This is a genomic window from Paraburkholderia sp. USG1, from assembly GCF_031570135.1.
GTDB lineage: Bacteria > Pseudomonadota > Gammaproteobacteria > Burkholderiales > Burkholderiaceae > Paraburkholderia > Paraburkholderia dioscoreae.
This window is the reverse complement of the sequence record NZ_JAMWXW010000010.1, coordinates 108,355-122,650: the sequence shown is the minus strand read 5'-3', so window position 1 is coordinate 122,650 and position 14,296 is coordinate 108,355. Positions and strand designations below refer to the sequence as shown.

The window sequence follows — 14,296 nt, the reverse complement described above, 5'->3', positions numbered from 1 at the left end:
AAACATGCGAACCAAGCATATTGCTGTGAAGTTCAAGGGTTGGATGCAGGCCGTCGCGGCGGTGGCGCTGGTGTCGGCACTCGTCGCGTGCGGCGGTGGCGGCGGCAGTTCCAACGATTCGTCGACCACGCTGAACGGCGGCTCGCTGCCGGCCAGCCCGACCCAGCAGCCGATCGCCGCGACCGCGGCGAACACCGTGCCGATCACGGTCGGTCCGGGCACGAGCGGGGTCGTCAACATTCCGACGGTCAGCGTGACCGTCTGCGCGCCCGGATCGAACTCGAATTGCCAGACTATCGACAATATCCAGGTCGATACCGGCTCGTTCGGGTTGCGCGTGGTCAACTCGGCTTTGAACCCCTCGCTGCTCAATACGTTGCCTGTCAGTACCGTCAGCGGCAGCGGCGCGCAACTCGCCGAATGCGCGACTTTCGCGGACGGCTTCACCTGGGGCACGGTGCGCACCGCGACCATCGCGATAGGCAGTGAAAGAACGACGGCGGCGATTCCGCTGCAGATCATCGGCGACAAGGACGCCAGCACGGTGCCCACACGCGGTTGCGGCAGCGGCTCGGCCGAGAACACGGTTGGCGATCTCGGCGCCAACGGCATTCTCGGCATCGGCACGTCGCCCACGGATTGCGGCGGCGTTTGCGCGAGCGCGGCAACCGCCATGAATTACAGCAACTACTTCGCGTGTCCGGGCGGCGTCTCCTGTACCCGCACGCCGGTGCCGCTGGCCCAACAGGTGGCCAATCCGGTCGTCTATTTCCCGGCCGACAACAACGGTGTGATCGTGCAGATGCCGCCGGTGCCGACCACCGGCGCGTCTTCCGCCACCGGCACACTGGTGTTCGGCATCGGTACGCAGTCGAACAATGCGCTCACCGGCGTCCAGATCTTCACCACCGACACCTTCGGCGATCTGAACAGCAGCGTGTTCAACGGCACGACGGTGCAGGCGTTCCTCGATTCGGGCTCGAACGGCTACTTCTTTACCGATAGTTCCATCGCGCTGTGCGGCAGCAACTTCGCGGGCTTTTACTGCCCGTCGTCAGCGCAAACCCGGTCGGTGACGCTGGTCGGATTGAACAATAACCAGGCAACCGCCAGCATCGGCATCCTGAGTGCGGCGACGTTGTTCGGCAACGGCGGCAACTATGCATTCAATGATCTCGCCGGACAGATCGGCGGCAGCAGCAGCTTCGATCTCGGTCTGCCGTTCTTCTACGGCCGGCACGTCTACTACGGCTTCGATCAGACCTTGAACGGCGGTCAGGCGCCTTACGTGGCCTTCTGATCGAGGCGCGGCACTGAACTGACCCGGCGGTTTTCCCGCGCTTTCATCCCTCGAAATACCCCCCTTTCTCCGTCCTTATCCGCCGATCGGTGCTTGCGTCGAGCGGGAATAATCGCTCTCACTGGAAAGAGGCGTCGTGCCTCAGCCGACTGGAGAGCGTTTGTGGCAGAGGATAGCGACCTCGAAAAAACCGAATCAGCCACGCCCCGGCGCCTGCAGAAGGCGCGCGAGGAAGGGCAGATCGTGCGTTCGCGGGAGCTGTCCACGTTTGCCCTGCTGGCGGCAGGGTTCTTCGGCGTGTGGGGGATGTCGGGCAGCATTGGTGAACATTTGCAGGGCATGTTGCGCGCGGCCTTCACGTTCGATCATGCCGGTGCCTTCGAAACCCGCCGCATGCTGATCGGCGCGGGCGTGGCGAGCCGCGAAGGGCTTTACGCGCTACTGCCGATTCTCGCCTTTACCGGCGCGGCCGCCCTGTTCGCGCCGATGGCGCTGGGCGGCTGGCAGTTGTCGTCAAAAGGCCTCGAACCGAAGTTCGACCGCCTCAATCCGATCGCCGGCCTCGGCAAGATGTTTTCGATCAACGGACCGATCCAGCTCGGCTTGTCGCTCGTCAAGACGCTGGTGGTGGGCGTGATCGGCGGTACGGCGATCTGGAACCGCCGTGAAGAGATTCTCGCGCTGGCGACCCAGCCGTTGCAGCTCGCGCTCGCCAACACCGTGCATCTGATCGCCGTGTGCTGCGGCATGACGGTGGCGGGCATGTTCGTCGTCGCCGCGCTGGATGTGCCGTATCAACTGTGGCAGTTCCACAAGAAACTGCGCATGTCGAAGGAAGAAGTGAAGCGCGAACACCGCGAAAGCGAAGGCGATCCGCATGTCAAAGGCCGGATTCGCCAGCAGCAGCGTGCGATTGCCCGCCGCCGCATGATGACCAACGTGCCCAAGGCCGACGTGGTGGTGACCAACCCGACGCACTTTGCGGTGGCGCTGCAATACACCGACGGCGAGATGCGCGCGCCGAAAGTCGTCGCCAAGGGCGTGAACCTGGTGGCCGCGCGGATTCGCGAAATCGCCGCCGAAAACAACGTGCCGTTGCTGGAAGCGCCGCCGCTCGCGCGGGCGCTGTATCACAACGTCGAACTGAACCGCGAGATTCCGGGCCCGCTGTATGGCGCGGTCGCCGAGGTGCTCGCGTGGGTGTATCAGTTGCGACGCTTCAGAACCGAAGGCGGCGCCGTGCCGATGGCGCCGACCGAGCTCGACGTGCCCGCCGAACTCGACAAGGGCGGCGTATCGGACGACCAAGCCGATCAGGAAGCCGCCGACACGCTCAATCCCGCCATGAACCCCGATAACGACGCTTCAGGAGCCTCCGCATGAACGCTCGCGCCGGTTTCCTCGCTCGACGGCCGGATGCCTTGAGCGGCACCAATTTGCGCGCCCTCGCCGGGCCGGTGCTGATCTGCATGATCCTCGGCATGATGATTCTGCCGTTGCCGCCGTTCCTGCTGGATCTGCTGTTCACCTTCAACATCGCGCTGTCCGTGATGGTGCTGCTCGTCAGCATGTACACGATGAAGCCGCTCGACTTCGCCGCGTTCCCGAGCGTGCTGCTGTTCTCGACCTTGCTGCGCCTCTCGCTGAACGTGGCGTCCACGCGGGTCGTGCTGCTCGAAGGCCACACCGGACCGGACGCGGCCGGCCAGGTGATCGAGTCGTTCGGCCACTTCCTCGTGGGCGGCAACTTCGCCGTCGGTATCGTCGTCTTCATCATCCTGATGGTGATCAACTTCATGGTGATCACCAAGGGCGCGGGGCGCATCGCGGAAGTGTCCGCGCGCTTCACGCTCGACGCGATGCCCGGCAAGCAGATGGCGATCGACGCCGACCTGAACGCCGGCCTCATCAACGAGGAACAGGCCCGCAAGCGCCGCTCCGAAGTTTCGCAGGAGGCCGAGTTCTACGGGTCGATGGACGGCGCGAGCAAGTTTGTGCGCGGCGACGCGATCGCCGGTCTGCTGATCATGGTGATCAACATCGTGGGTGGCCTGATCGTCGGGATGGTCCAGCACGGCATGGACTTCGCGTCCGCGGGCAAGAACTACACGCTGTTGACCATTGGTGACGGCCTCGTTGCGCAGATTCCTTCGCTGGTGATTTCGACGGCGGCCGGCGTGATCGTCTCGCGGGTCGCGACCAACGAAGACATCGGCACGCAGCTTACCGGCCAGTTGTTCACGAATCCGCGCGTGCTGGTGATCACCGGCTGCATTCTCGTGCTGATGGGCCTGATTCCGGGCATGCCGCATTTCGCGTTTCTGCTTCTCGGCGGCGGTCTGATCCAGCTGGGCCGCACCATGAAAAAGCGTGCCGAGGATCGCAAGAACACCACGGCGCTCGTCGACGTCGCGCCGGCCGCGATGGCGCCGGTCGAAAACACCGAAGCCAGCTGGGACGACGTGACGATGATCGACACGCTCGGCCTGGAAGTCGGCTACCGGCTGATTCCGCTCGTCGACAAGAACTCGGACGGCGAACTGCTCAAGCGGATCAAGAGCATCCGCAAGAAGTTCGCGCAGGAAATCGGCTTTCTGCCACCGGTCATTCATATCCGCGACAACCTGGAACTGCGGCCGAACGGCTATCGCATCGCGCTAAAGGGCGTGGAGGTGGGCGTTGGCGAAGCGTATCCGGGGCAATGGCTGGCGATCAATCCGGGCCAGGTTTCCGCCGCGCTGCCCGGCACGCCGACACAGGATCCCGCCTTCGGCCTGCCGGCCATCTGGATCGACACGAATCTGCGCGAACAGGCCCAGGTTTATGGCTACACCGTGGTCGATTCGAGCACGGTGGTGGCCACGCACCTGAATCACCTCGTGGTCACGCATGCGTCGGAACTGCTCGGCCGCCGGGAAGTGCAGGCACTGCTCGAACGGATGCAGAAGGACACGCCGTCGCTGGTCGACGATCTGGTGCCGAAGTCGTTGCCGCTCACCACGCTGCAAAAGGTGCTGCAAAACCTGCTGGAAGAAGGCGTGCCGATTCGCGACATGCGCACGATTCTCGAAGCGCTCTCCGAACACACGCCGAAGCTCACCGACGCGCACGACCTCACCGCCGCCGTGCGCCTCGCGCTGGGTCGCGCGATCACGCAGCAGTGGTTCCCGGGCACCGGCGACATGCAGGTGATGGGCCTCGATTCGAATCTCGAACGGGTGCTCTCACAGGCGCTCTCGACCGGTTCCAATCCGGGTCTCGAACCAGGTCTCGCGCATACCTTGCTGAACGAAACCCAGAAGGCGATGACGCGTCAGCAGAATCTCGGGCTCGCGCCCGTGCTGCTGGTGCAGCACGCTTTGCGGCCGATGCTTGCGCGCTTCCTGCGCCGCAGCCTGCCGCAGTTGAAGGTGCTGTCGTATGCGGAAGTGCCCGACACGCGCAATATCAAGGTGGTGAATTTGATCGGTGCGCACGGTTAGCGCACCTGGTTCATGGCGGCCGACTTCACTTCCGGCCCATGTCTGTCGCCGGCGCTCATCGAGCGCCGGTTTTCATTTCGGCACCTGATTTTTCATACCGCAAGCGGATGGCGGAGTACATGCCGTGCCCGCGAAAGCGCCATTGGACGCAGCCGCAGAGCGTGTTTCAAACCAGTGTGCGCGTGAATCCAGACACGTTTCCATCGCCCGAATTGCCCACCTTTAACGGTCTTTATCCATCGATCATGACTCGACGGGTTTCGCAATAATGATCTCAATGGGAAGCGGTGTGTTGCCGGTCCGTTAGTCCGTTTACCTCATCGGGGGTCCAGCTTGAACATTCGTAAATTTGTCGGCGCTACCAGTCGTGATGCGCTGCGTCTCGTGCGCGAAGCGTTGGGCGCGGATGCCGTCGTGCTCTCCAATCGCACGATGGACGACGGCAGCGTCGAGATCGTCGCGCTGGCCGACAGCGACCTCGCCGCCATCACGCCGAAGATCCCGCGCGCAAGCGCCGGTGCGGCGCAGGCTGGGCCGATGAATGTCACGGGCGGACAGCCCGCGCTTGCGGCACCGCGCGCTTTGCCGGCCGCAACACCGATGCAGACGAACCCGTATGCGAGCGGCATGCCCGATGTGTTCTCGTCGGTGTTCGGCGCAAGCCCGGAAGCCGGTGCGGAGAATCCGGGCAACGGCGCTTTCAACACCAGCACCCATTCGAACGCCCATTCCAGCCACGCCGACGACGACGCGAGCGACGCACCGGCTGCCGTCATGAAGCCGGCCGCGAGCGCGCCGAAGGCCACGTTGCCCGGCACACCGGTCAAGGCAGCCACGGGGGCGCCGTCGCAACCGGTCAGCCTCGATCGCCCGAGCGCCCGTGCCGCAGCCTCGCGTCTCACCGAAGATATTCGCGCCGATCTCCTCAAAGCCGCCGGCGTGCCGGCCGCACCTGGAGCATCGGCTGCCGACGCGCAGACGCCGCGCACGATGGCCGAATCGAACCCCTGGCTGATCGACCACGCGCGCCGCATTGCCGCCGAGCAACAGCAACAAGGCGCATACAGCGCGCGCCCCGCCGCGATGACACCGGCCGCCGCGATGGCCAGGGGTCTCGGCGCCGCCGTCGAACCCGGCAACGCCGCCGCGCCGCAAGCCGTCGACGCGCCCGACTGGGCGCGCGAAGGCGCGCAAGCTGCCGCGCGCCGCGCCGCGCAGAAAAACACACCGCAGTCGTCATCGAGCGAGGACGCCCGCACGCCCGCCTCGGTCGCCGAAGCGATCAAGACGCGCATGGAGCAGGTCGTCAACGACACCGTGATGAGCGAACTGTCGTCGATGCGCGGGATGATGGAAGAACACTTCGCCGGCTTGCTGTGGGGCGAGCGTCAGCGCCGCAACCCGGCGCGCGCCGCCCTCACCAAGCATCTGTTTGCCGCCGGCTTCTCCGCGCAGCTCGTGCAGATGATGGTCGACAACCTGCCCGACGATGTCGAGAGCATGGAAGGCGGTATGGATTGGGTCCGCTCGGTACTCGAATCGAATCTGCCGGTGATGGAGGACGAAGACGCGCTGATGGAGCGCGGCGGCGTATTCGCGCTGATGGGCCCGACAGGCGTCGGCAAGACGACGACTACCGCCAAGCTGGCCGCGCGCTGCGTGATGCGCTTCGGCGCCAGCAAGGTCGCGCTGCTCACCACCGACAGCTACCGCATCGGCGGCCACGAACAACTGCGCATCTTCGGCAAGATTCTCGGCGTCTCGGTGCATGCGGTGAAAGACGGCGCCGACCTGCAACTCGCGCTCTCCGAACTGCGCAACAAGCACATCGTGCTGATCGACACGATCGGCATGAGCCAGCGCGACCGCCTCGTTTCCGACCAGATCGCGATGCTGTGCCACGCCGGTCAGCCGGTGCAGCGCCTGTTGCTGCTCAACGCAACGAGCCACGGCGACACGCTCAACGAAGTCGTGCAGGCCTATCAGCGCGCGCCGGACCAGCAGCCGCTCGCCGGCTGCATTCTCACCAAGCTCGACGAAGCCACCAATCTCGGCGGCGTGCTCGATACGGTGATCCGCTACAAGCTGCCGGTGCATTACGTGTCGACCGGTCAGAAGGTGCCGGAGAACCTGTACGTCGCGACCCGCAAATTCCTGATCAAGAGCACCTTCTGCATACCGCGCGACAACTCGCCGTTCGTGCCGCACGACGACGACATTCCGGGATTGTTGTCCGCGTTGTCCGCGCGTTCCACGGCCGAATTGCACGAGGTTCGCTTTGGATAAGCTCATCTCCGATCAGGCAGAAGGACTGCGGCGGATGTTGGCTCGCAGCGGCTCGCGCGTGATTGCGGTGACGGGCGGCTCGGCCGGCGCCGGCTGTACGACGACGGTGGTGAACCTTGCCGCGGCGCTGGCGCAGCAGGGCAAGGACGTGCTGGTGATCGACGAGTGCCTCGGCGAAAAGTCGGTGAGCGCGATGCTCGGCGGTGTGCGCGGCGCGGGCAATTTCTCCGCCGTGATGCGCGGTGAGATGACGCTCGACGACGCCGCCGCGCGGCACCCGCTCGGTATCTCGGTGCTGGCCGCCTCGCGTCTGAACCGCGAAGGTCACACTGCCGCGGAATTCGGCGTGGTGTTGCGTGGTTCGGCCGACGTCGTGCTGATCGACGCGCAACTCGATCCGCAAGGCCACCTGTCCGCACTCGCGCAGCAGGCGCACGACGTGATGATCGTGACGCGCATGGCCGCGCAGGCAATCACCGACGCGTACGCGTGCATGAAGCGCCTGCATTACGGGCACGCGATCGCGCAGTTCCGCGTGCTGGTGAACTACGTGCAGAGCGTAAACGACGCGCATACCGCTTTTGCCAACCTGGCCGGCGTGGCCGGGCGCTACCTGACGGTGGCGCTGGAAGACGCCGGTTGCGTTGCCGCCGATGCGCGGATGGCGCGAGCCCTGGAGTTGTCGCGTTGTGTCGTCGATGCGTTTCCGTCGACACCGGCTGCGCGCGATTTCCGGCATCTCGCCGCCGAATTGCAGTACTGGCCGATGCGGCCAGCGATGTCGTCGCAAACGCCGTGGATGGCGCCTGCGACAGTTACAGCGGCGCAACACGCCGACCAACCGTCTGCGCAGCACGCCTGAAGGGCGGCACAAGGACAAGGGGAGCACGATGTATAACGCTCAGGGAAAGATTTCCCAAGCCGACGTTCTGACGAAGTACGCACCGCTCGTGCGTCGCCTCGGCTTGCAGCTCGTTGCCAAGATGCCGGCGAGCGTCGATCTCGACGATCTGATCCAGGCCGGCATGATCGGACTACTGGACGCGGCAAGCCGCTACAAGGAAGACCAGGGCGCGCAGTTCGAGACCTATGCGAGCCAGCGGATTCGCGGCGCGATGCTCGACGAATTGCGCAGCAACGACTGGTTGCCGCGCAGCTTGCGGCGCACCTCGCGCGAAGTGGAGACGGCGGTGCACAAGGTGGAGCAGAATCTGGGCCGTTCGGCGAGCGAAACGGAGATTGCCGAACATCTGCAAATGCCGCTCGACGAGTATCAGTCGATGCTGCAGGATCTGCACGGCAGCCAGCTGATCTATTACGAAGACTTCGACCGTTCGGCGGACGACGAGCCGTTCCTCGACCGCTACTGTGTCGACCATTCGGACCCGCTGTCGGCGCTGCTCGACGACAGCCTGCGCTCGGCGCTGGTGGAGGCGATCGATCGCCTGCCGGAGCGCGAAAAGCTGCTGATGTCGCTGTATTACGAACGCGGCATGAACCTGCGCGAAATCGGCGCGGTGATGGAAGTCAGCGAGTCGCGGGTGTGCCAGTTGCACAGCCAGGCCGTGGCCCGTTTGCGCACGCGCTTGCGCGAGATGGCCTGGGCGAACGCCGAGGCGACCTGAAGCGCGGGTGCAGTGTTTCAACGCTGGAGCAAATCAACGCTCCGACGGCGGATCTGAACCCGTCCGTTTCACGCATCGGCCATTTCATGTTCCGCGGCTAGCGCCAGAAAGGCCGAGCGCGACATGCCGCGCGCCTGGGCGTAAGTGTCGATTTCCTGAACCAACACCTCGGGCAACGAGATATTGATACGTACCGCTTTCTTCAAGGCGGGAATATTCCGGGTGGCGACAAGTCCCCATGTGAAATCCGCGTAGTCGGGATTGCTCCGATGCTCCTCCAGCGAGAGTCGCGCGGGGATCGGCAAGCCTTCGTCGAGCAGCAGATCAAGGTGCGCCTCAATGGCTTCTTTCGCGTTCGCGTAGGCTTCTTCCAGCGTATCGCCTGCTGCGTAACAACCCGGGATGTCGGGCACGATCACGCCGAACGCGTGATCCGCATTGCCCGGTTCAATCGCGATTGGAAAAGTCAGGTTTTTCATTTCAGTCCCGCCTGTTTCAAGATGCTGTTCAACGTGCCGGGCGGAAGGTCTTTGTTCGGATGCGGGATGGTCACGAGACCGGCTCTTGCCGCGTGACGGAAATGATGGTGGCTGCCCGATATGCGGATCAGCCGCCAACCAGCCGCTTGAATGAGTTTCATAACCTCGGCACTTTTCATTCTGCACTCCTCGAATCATACACACGATTACACAACCTCGCTAGTGGATAGCACTCCGCCGATGCACGTCCGGAGAGTTTTGAAAACGCTCGGGACGACGGAGCGACTCAGTAAGGGGAAGCTGTGATTTCAACGCGGCTGGCCAATCCGCGCCACCTGGCCGGATGGCTAACGTGTGGGAGAAGGAGTGAGGTTTGCTTGAAGTGGGCGGCTGAAAAGAAAAAAGGGTTCGTCAAAAGACGAACCCTCTTTCAATTCACCATGTGAAGCAGGCCGTGCAGGCGCAGGTCCAGTGACGGTCTTTACACGGCGGGACGCGCCGGAATCCGGCCATCCGGACCATAAAAACCGGCCTTCTGCGGCACGGCCACCTGCAGCGCCGTCAGCGCCCGCTGGTTGTAGTCCATCCGCACGCGGATCAGTTCACCGTTGCTGGTATTGCAGCGCCGCGCGCGTTCGGCGGCCTTCTGCAGCAATGACCATTGCTCGGCGACTCGCGCATCGGCGCTGGCCGCGAGTTCCATGCCGGACCAGCCAGCGGGAAAGCCCATCTCCGCAAGTAATGCGTCGCGCGTGGCTTCGAGCCTGGCGAGTTCGCCGATCAAGGCGGTTTTCTTCTCGACGATCGGCGGCAGCAGTTCCAGCGGCGACAAGGCGGTCAGCGCCTTGGTCTCGAGCGTCAGAATCGAGGCAAATGCCTCGACGGCCGAATATTCTTCGACGAGGGTGGCAAGCAGGGCGTCTTTCATCTCAACAACTCGCTGAACACGGCGGCTCGCGCATGATTCGCGAGCCGGGTTTGTCGAACGCCGCCCGGCACTTCACCGTAATTCGATGCGTCGATCAGTTGCCGGTCGACGAGGTTTTGCTTTGCAACAGTTCGCGCGCGGTGTTCAGCACGCCGTCGGCAATCTTGCCGGAGTCGATTTTCAGCGAGCCGTCCTTGATGGCCTGCTTGATCGACTCGACGTGCGCCGTGTCGATGTCGGCCGAGCCGGACGCCGCGAGGCTGCGCAGATGCTGCGACAGACCCGACAGGCTGACGCTGGCGTCGCCCGAACCGGTGGTGGTGGTCGGCGAGCTTGTGCCCGCACTCTGCGCGTTGCTGTTCGCGGTCGTCGCGTCGCTTTGTTGCGAGCGGGACAGGGCGTCTTTCAACGTCGGCAGATTCGAATTGGTTGTGGAATCGACTTTCACGATGGGCTTCCTGAACGATTTGATCCTGATAACGGCAATCGGTGATCAAAACTTTAGCGCAATCGCTCCAGGTTTTGCCTTGTCTTTCAAGCCGATCCGGCCCCTTGGCGAGCCCGCCGGTGGTGTCATTCGCTGCGCCTTTCGCGGCGGCCCGAGCCGGTGTCGGGCGGGTCGGGTGGATCCGCGTCATGGCGCGCGCGCCGCGGCGGTTCACAGCTGGATCTCCACGGTCGAGCCGTCTTTCACGATGCCGGAAATGATCTGGCCATTGGCCGTCTTGACCCGCACCTGCTGGCCCGGCGACGCGTTGTTCATCGCGCTGCCTTCCGCCGAGATCGCGAACCCTTCGCCCGCGGCCACGACCCGCACCGTCTGCCCGATCGACACCGCCGACGCGCTTTTCAGCATGTCGCGGCGCAGCGGCATGCCGCCGGCGACACGCGTGAGCGTGACGGAGCCGACCGCCTGCGAGGGGTCCGTGACGATGGCCTGCGGCAAGCCGGTCAGGTCGCCGTCGCGTGCGACGAGGTCGGCGGCTGTAAGCACTTCGCCCGGCGCCATTGCGCGGGCGGCCAGATAGTAGGTGGCGCGCAGCGAGATGCGCGCCTGCAGATAGATCGTCCACGGCCGCTCGCCCGCGCAGCGCACGCCGACGGTCATGCGGCCCCACAGGCGCGCGCCGCTCGGCATGAACGGCTCGAGCGTCGTGCAAGCGCTGAGACCGCGCGGAAAAGCCGCCGCCACGGTAATGTCGACCTTGCCGGGCAAGCCGGCGGATTGCTGCTGCAGGAACGCGAGTGCAGCGCTGCGGATCGCCTCGGGATCTTGCTGGCCGGGAAGCGGCGCGGCTTGCGCAACGGTCGCGGGACGCAGATTCTGCTGCGCGACTGCGGGTGCGACTGGCCGCGCGGCCGACGCACGGGCAATCGTGGCCGGAGCGGGCGCAGCGGCCGTAGAAGGAACTGGAGCGGCAACCACCGTGGGCGCGACCGGCTTGCCGTTCGCGCCAAATTGCGGCGGCTCACCGCGTGAAGCGAGGCTGTCGAAGCCCGCCGCCGCGGACGCCCCGGCCGCAGCCGCGAGCGGCGCGTTGGCGGCCACCGGCCGCACGCCCGTGACTTGCCGTGCGCCGCTGAGTTGCGGCGCGGGCGTGACCACGACCGGCACGACCTGACGCGAACCCGGCACGACATTGACTCTGGCGACACCGTCCGTCGGACTGGCGCTGCCCGGCGCGGGAATCGTCACGACGCCGTTGGCGTCGGGTTTGAAGTTGGTGCGGATCATTTGCGGCGCGGCCGGCGGTTCGCCCGCGCCCGGAATGACGATCGAGCCGCTCGCATTGGCGGCACGCGTGAACGAATCGGCGTCGCGGGACGTCTGGCCCGGCGTCAGCGACTGCGCGGTGGCGGCCGCCAGCGTGGCGGCGGAGCCGGTGCGCCTCGCGGGCGCGGCTTGCATGTGCTCGGCCAGATCGGCGAGCGCGGCCGGATTTTTTTCGCCGGGACCGGGAATCACGATCGGGCCGCCGGCTTCCTGAGCCTGGCTGCTGGCCGGCAGCAGCACGATGCCGCCGGCGACCCACACCGTCAGACTCACGACGAGCCGGGTCAGGAGACGCGAGGCCGCGCGCGAAGCACGCCGTGCGGCATGAGCGCCCGCGCCCACGCGATGCACCGCCGCGCGGTTTGCGCGGTGCGTCGGCTCGAAGGTGGGCTGGTCCATGGTGTTTCTCCATCGAATGCATCGGTACGCCTTGCATTCTAGTGAGCGCCCCCTTTGCGCAAACGTTGAATAGAAGCCCCCTTTCCCGGTTATTCGTCCGATTGCCGCTTGCGTTCGGCCCATAAGATGCACCTCATGCAAAAAGGTCTTCCCGCCTGGCGCAGTCCTCATGCGAGGCGCGCATGGGAAGCCTCGGGAACGTTCTCCGGAGATTCTTATGCTGGACAAACTCGATGCCGAATTCGCCTTTGGCCGTGAAGCGCTCGATGTGCGCGCTTACCGGCAGGAGCTGCTGTCGTCGAATATCGCCAATGCCGATACCCCCGGGTACAAGGCGCGCGACGTCGACTTCGCTTCGTCGCTCGCCGGTGCGCTGAAGAAGGCCGGCGGCAGCGCCGGAACCGCTGCGTCGAACAACTCGCCGCTGGCCATGACGCAGCCCGCGGGCGTGACGAGCGGCATGTCGATGGTATCGACCGCGCCGGGCCATATGGCCGGCAAGTCGACGCTGACGCCGACCGGCGGCACGTCCGACGACTACGGCAATCTGCAATACCGCGTGCCGACGCAACCCGCGCTCGACGGCAACACAGTCGACATCGACACCGAGCGGGTGCAGTTCGCGGACAACACGCTGCACTTCGAATCGGGCATGACGGTGTTGTCCAGCCAGATCAAAACGATGCTGTCGGCGATCCAGTCGGGCTCGTAAGAAGCCACGGCGACAGACTCGGCAGTACGCAGGAACAATCGCTACGGGATTAACGTGAAGCCGGCTCAACCCGTGCAACTGCGTTGCATGGGACCGGAGTAAGCGCTGAAGCGCTAACTCCGGCCGACACAGGAGAAGTCAGGAAAACATGCCATCTTTAATGAACATTTTTGGTGTCGCAGGCTCCGCGATGTCCGCCCAGTCGCAGCGGCTCAACGTGACGGCGTCGAATCTCGCCAACGCGGACAGCACGACCGGCCCGGACGGCCAGCCTTACAAGGCCAAGCAGGTCGTGTTCGCGGTCAGCCCGCTGGGCGGCGCGCGCACGGCTTCCGGCCAGCAGGTCGGCGGCGTGCAGGTCACCGGCGTGGTCGACGACCCCACGCCGATGAAGACCGCCTACGACCCCGGCAATCCGGCCGCGAATGCGGACGGCTACGTCACGTTGCCGAACGTCGATCCGGTGCAGGAAATGGTCAACATGATTTCGGCCTCGCGCTCGTACCAGGCCAACGTCGAGACCCTGAACACCGCCAAGACCCTGATGTTGAAAACGCTCACGATCGGAACCTGAGGAGAGCTCCTTGACCACCAACACCTCCATCGGCAGCAATGGCACGAACGTGTCGCAAACGCTGCTCGATACGATGAACGGCACGAACAGTGCGTCGAGCTCCACGAGCTCGACGGGCAGCACCTCGGGCACGTCGGCGACCGATCTGCAGAACACCTTCCTGCAACTGCTCGTCGCGCAGTTGAAGAACCAGGATCCGACCAATCCGATGGACAGCTCGCAGATGACCTCGCAGCTGGCGCAGATCAACACGGTCTCGGGCATCAGCCAGTTGAACACGACGCTCACCTCGCTCGCCACGCAGATGTCGGCGGGCCAGCAGTCGCAAGCCGCGCTGCTGATCGGCTCGACCGTGCTCGCGCCGGGCAGTTCGGTGTCGGTCGCGAGCGGCAAGGCCGGCGCGTTCGGCGTGCAGCTCGCCAACTCGGTGGGCGACCTGCAGGTGGTGGTGAAGAACTCGTCGGGCCAGATCGTCAGCACGCTCGACCTCGGCAAGCAGTCGGCGGGCACGATTCCGGTGGGCTGGACGCCGACCGACTCGGCCGGCAACGCGCTGCCCGACGGCACGTACACGATCAGCGCGGTCGGCACGATCAACGGCCAGCAGGCCACGGCCACCACGCTTACGGGCGCAACGGTGCAAAGCGTCGTCATGCAGGCCAACGGCACGCCGGGCCTCGTGTTGTCGAACGGCTCGACGGTCGGTTTGACCAGCGTCGCCGCCATCCTCTGATTCA

Annotated in this window: 14 protein-coding genes; 9 read left to right on the top strand and 5 right to left on the bottom strand. The window is 64.9% G+C overall.

Features of this window, described 5'->3' with window-relative positions; all coding sequences use genetic code 11:
- The first annotated feature begins 4 nt into the window (after window positions 1-4).
- The 6 genes from NE850_RS15560 to NE850_RS15535 all read left to right on the top strand — a co-directional run bounded on the left by NE850_RS15560 (window position 5) and on the right by NE850_RS15535 (window position 8,693).
- The gene (locus NE850_RS15560) at window positions 5-1,300 is read left to right on the top strand and encodes a DUF3443 domain-containing protein (RefSeq protein WP_007179965.1); all 1,296 of its coding nucleotides are present in this window, start codon (window positions 5-7) and stop codon (window positions 1,298-1,300) included.
- Window positions 1,301-1,462: 162 nt separating this feature from the next.
- Window positions 1,463-2,683 (top strand): flagellar biosynthesis protein FlhB, encoded by a 1,221-nt coding sequence (gene flhB / locus NE850_RS15555; RefSeq protein ID WP_007179964.1) that lies wholly within the window; start codon window positions 1,463-1,465, stop codon window positions 2,681-2,683.
- Window positions 2,680-4,782, top strand: coding sequence for a flagellar biosynthesis protein FlhA (gene flhA, locus NE850_RS15550; protein WP_007179963.1), 2,103 nt, complete (start codon window positions 2,680-2,682; stop codon window positions 4,780-4,782). Before flhB ends, flhA begins: the two co-directional genes overlap by 4 nt.
- Before the next feature lie 333 nt (window positions 4,783-5,115).
- Window positions 5,116-7,068: a flagellar biosynthesis protein FlhF gene (gene flhF, locus NE850_RS15545; RefSeq protein ID WP_007179962.1), complete on the top strand. Its 1,953-nt coding sequence runs from the start codon at window positions 5,116-5,118 to the stop codon at window positions 7,066-7,068.
- The gene (locus NE850_RS15540) at window positions 7,061-7,930 is read left to right on the top strand and encodes an AAA family ATPase (protein WP_007179961.1); all 870 of its coding nucleotides are present in this window, start codon (window positions 7,061-7,063) and stop codon (window positions 7,928-7,930) included. The genes flhF and NE850_RS15540 overlap by 8 nt, the downstream gene beginning before the upstream one ends.
- 28 nt (window positions 7,931-7,958) lie before the next feature.
- A complete protein-coding gene (locus NE850_RS15535; RefSeq protein WP_007179960.1) occupies window positions 7,959-8,693 on the top strand; it encodes an RNA polymerase sigma factor FliA in 735 nt (244 codons plus the stop codon).
- A gap of 68 nt (window positions 8,694-8,761) precedes the next feature.
- Here NE850_RS15535 and NE850_RS15530 read toward each other — a convergent pair whose 3' ends face one another.
- The 5 genes from NE850_RS15530 to flgA form a co-directional block, all read right to left on the bottom strand.
- Entirely contained in the window at window positions 8,762-9,172 is a 411-nt protein-coding gene (locus NE850_RS15530; RefSeq protein WP_007179959.1) for a type II toxin-antitoxin system HicB family antitoxin, read from the bottom strand.
- Window positions 9,169-9,351 carry a type II toxin-antitoxin system HicA family toxin gene (locus NE850_RS15525; RefSeq protein ID WP_007179958.1) on the bottom strand — a complete coding sequence of 61 codons (183 nt, stop codon included), beginning with the start codon at window positions 9,349-9,351 and terminating at the stop codon, window positions 9,169-9,171. The genes NE850_RS15530 and NE850_RS15525 overlap by 4 nt, the downstream gene beginning before the upstream one ends.
- A 302-nt stretch (window positions 9,352-9,653) precedes the next feature.
- Window positions 9,654-10,100 carry a flagella synthesis protein FlgN gene (locus NE850_RS15520; protein ID WP_007179957.1) on the bottom strand — a complete coding sequence of 149 codons (447 nt, stop codon included), beginning with the start codon at window positions 10,098-10,100 and terminating at the stop codon, window positions 9,654-9,656.
- A 94-nt stretch (window positions 10,101-10,194) separates the two neighbouring features.
- Window positions 10,195-10,548 carry a flagellar biosynthesis anti-sigma factor FlgM gene (flgM, locus tag NE850_RS15515; protein WP_007179956.1) on the bottom strand — a complete coding sequence of 118 codons (354 nt, stop codon included), beginning with the start codon at window positions 10,546-10,548 and terminating at the stop codon, window positions 10,195-10,197.
- A gap of 210 nt (window positions 10,549-10,758) precedes the next feature.
- Window positions 10,759-12,273, bottom strand: a complete 1,515-nt coding sequence (gene flgA, locus NE850_RS15510) for a flagellar basal body P-ring formation chaperone FlgA (protein WP_310698904.1) — start codon at window positions 12,271-12,273, stop codon at window positions 10,759-10,761.
- A gap of 217 nt (window positions 12,274-12,490) precedes the next feature.
- On the opposite strand from flgA, the gene flgB reads away from it, so the two are divergent.
- The 3 genes from flgB (at window position 12,491) to NE850_RS15495 (ending at window position 14,292) form a co-directional block, all read left to right on the top strand.
- Complete coding sequence (gene flgB, locus NE850_RS15505) at window positions 12,491-12,985, top strand: flagellar basal body rod protein FlgB (protein ID WP_165187203.1); 495 nt, start codon at window positions 12,491-12,493, stop codon at window positions 12,983-12,985.
- Window positions 12,986-13,133: 148 nt separating this feature from the next.
- Complete coding sequence (gene flgC / locus NE850_RS15500; protein WP_007179953.1) at window positions 13,134-13,559, top strand: flagellar basal body rod protein FlgC; 426 nt, start codon at window positions 13,134-13,136, stop codon at window positions 13,557-13,559.
- Window positions 13,560-13,569: 10 nt separating this feature from the next.
- Window positions 13,570-14,292, top strand: a complete 723-nt coding sequence (locus NE850_RS15495; protein WP_310698903.1) for a flagellar hook assembly protein FlgD — start codon at window positions 13,570-13,572, stop codon at window positions 14,290-14,292.
- The last annotated feature ends 4 nt before the right edge of the window (window positions 14,293-14,296 follow it).